This window comes from Nocardioides sp. (assembly GCF_029937575.1).
In the GTDB taxonomy this organism is placed as follows: Bacteria; Actinomycetota; Actinomycetes; order Propionibacteriales; family Nocardioidaceae; genus Nocardioides.
This window is the reverse complement of record NZ_JAPYPS010000131.1, coordinates 1-2578: the sequence shown is the minus strand read 5'-3', so window position 1 is coordinate 2578 and position 2578 is coordinate 1. Positions and strand designations below refer to the sequence as shown.

Below are 2578 nucleotides of genomic sequence, written 5' to 3'. Positions count from 1 at the left end.
CCGGGTCTCGACCTCGGACAACCGGGCCAGGTCCGCACTCAACCGGGTGATGGCGGCCTCGGTCTCCTCGGCGCTCAACGACCACGCCGGGGTCTCGGCGATCGCGTCGAGCTCAGCCTCCAGCACATCGAGGCAGGCCAGGATCGGGTGACCCGTCCCGGTGCCGTCGAGGTGCCTGCTCATGACTCCATACAAGCACCCACCACCGACACTGCCGGACAGTCAATCTGGCTCAACCATGGGGGTTGTGGACAACCACGTCATCCACAGGGCTGTGGATGATTCGTGGGTAGGCGGGGGTGCTGGAGGGCGCTCAGGTCGCCGGCTCTCGAGGTTCGTCGCTGGCGCTCCTCACACCTCGACCAGCGTCGCGTCAGGACTTCTTGGCAGCAGCCTTCTTCGTCGTCTTCTTCGCGGCGCTCTTCTTGGCCGGCGCCTTCTTGGCCGTCGACTTCTTCGCGGCAGCCTTCTTTGCCGGTGCCTTCTTCGCGCCCTTCTTGGCCGCCTTCTTCGCCGGTCCCCGCGCGCGGCGGTCGGCGAGCAGCTCGGCGGCCCGCTCGGTGGTGATCTCCTCGACCGAGTCGTCCTTGCGCAGCGTCGCGTTGTACTCGCCGTCGGTGACGTACTCGCCGAAGCGGCCGGACTTCACCACGATCGGCTGACCCGAGACCGGGTCGGCGCCGAGCTCCTTGAGCGGTGGGGCGGCCGCAGCGCGGCCACGCTGCTTGGGCTGGGCGTAGATCGCGACCGCCTCGTCGAGGGTGATCGTGAAGAGCTGGTCCTCGCTGGCGAGCGACCGTGAGTCGGTGCCCTTCTTCAGGTAGGGCCCGTAGCGACCGTTCTGCGCGGTGATCTCCACCATCTCGGTCGTCGCCGGGATCTCCTCGCCGTCCTCGCCGGTCTTGGCCTTCACCTCGACCTCGACCTCGCCGACCACCCGGGGCAGCGACAGCAGCTTGACCGCGTCGTCCAGCGTGATGGTGTCCAGAGACATCGACTTGAACAGCGAGCCGGTGCGCGGCTTGGCCTTCTTGGGCGCGTCCTCGGGCAGGTCCTCGGTGACGTAGGGGCCGTAGCGACCGTTCTTGGCCACGACGCGCAGCCCGGTCTCCGGGTGGTTGCCGAGCTCGATCTCCTCGCCCGCCGGGTTCGCGAACAGCTCGACGGCCTTCTCCATCGTCAGCTCGTCGGGCGGCAGGTCGTCGGGCACGTTGGCCCGCTTGCCGGCCGGGTTGCCCTCGTCGTCGGGGCCCTCGAGGTAGGGGCCGTAGCGCCCGACGCGCAGGTTGATGCCCGCCTCGGGGTCGCCGATCGGGAACGTCGCGTTGTCACGGGCGTCGATGTCGGCGAGCTCGCTGACCAGAGCGTGCAAGCCGGGGACGGCGTCGGAGCCGTAGTAGAACTCCGTCAGCTCCTCGACCCGGTGCTTGCGTCCGCCGGCGATCTCGTCGAGCACGTCCTCCATCTCGGCGGTGAACTCGTAGGAGACGTGGCGCGGGAAGTGCTCCTCCAGCAGCCGGATCACCGAGAACGCCAGCCAGGCCGGCACCAGCGCCGAGCCCTTCTTGTAGACGTAGCCGCGGTTGAGGATGGTGCCGATGATCGAGGCGTACGTCGAGGGGCGCCCGATCTCGCGCTCCTCGAGCTCCTTGATCAGCGTCGCCTCGGTGTAGCGCGCGGGCGGCTTGGTCTCGTGGCCGTTGGCGCTCAGCGAGGCGGCCGTCACGGCGTCACCCTCGGCGAGCGCCGGCAGCCGGGTCTCCTGGTCGTCCTTGGCTCCCCCGTCGTCGGTGCCCTCGACGTAGGCCTTGAGGAACCCGTGGAAGGTGATGACGCGGCCCGAGGCGGAGAAGACGACGTCCTCGCCGCTCGTCGCGGGGCCCCCGAGACGCACCGAGACGCTCTGCCCGACGGCGTCCTTCATCTGCGAGGCGACGGTGCGCATCCAGATGAGCTCGTAGAGGCGGAACTGGTCACCGGTCAGCCCGGTCTGAGCCGGGGTACGGAACGACTCCCCGGCCGGGCGGATCGCCTCGTGCGCCTCCTGGGCGTTCTTGACCTTGGAGGCGTAGGTGCGCGGGCTGTCGGGCAGGTACTCGGCGCCGTACAGCTCACGCACCTGCGAGCGAGCGGCCTCGACCGCACCGCCCGACAGGGTCGTGGAGTCGGTACGCATGTAGGTGATGAAGCCGTTCTCGTAGAGCCGCTGGGCGACCGACATCGCCGAGGACGCACTCATCCCGAGCTTGCGGCTGGCCTCCTGCTGCATCGTGGTCGTGCGGAAGGGGGCGTACGGCGAGCGACGGTAGGGCTTGGACTCGACCGAGCGGACGTCGTACGTCGTGTCCGCCAGCGCGCTGACCAGCGCCTCGGCGCGGGTCCGGTCGAGGTGGACGACGTCGGTGCCGGCCTTGAGCTGGCCGTCCTGGCCGAAGTTGGAGCCGGATGCGACGCGGGTGCCGTCGAGGGAGTGGAGCTTGGCCGGGAACATCCGCGGCCCGGAGTCGGCCGCGGCCGCCCCCCGGTCGAAGGTCCCCTCGAGGTCCCAGTAGGAGGCCAGCTTGAACTTGATCCGCTC

At 69.5% G+C, this 2578-nt stretch carries 2 protein-coding genes; both read right to left on the bottom strand.

Annotated features, from left to right (window positions below; genetic code table 11):
* Positions 1-183 (bottom strand): hypothetical protein (locus tag Q1K33_RS20710; RefSeq protein WP_300406825.1); only part of this gene is annotated, 183 nt, incomplete at its 3' end.
* A 190-nt stretch (positions 184-373) separates the two neighbouring features.
* Positions 374-2578 (bottom strand): DNA topoisomerase (locus Q1K33_RS20705; RefSeq protein WP_300406824.1); only part of this gene is annotated, 2205 nt, incomplete at its 5' end.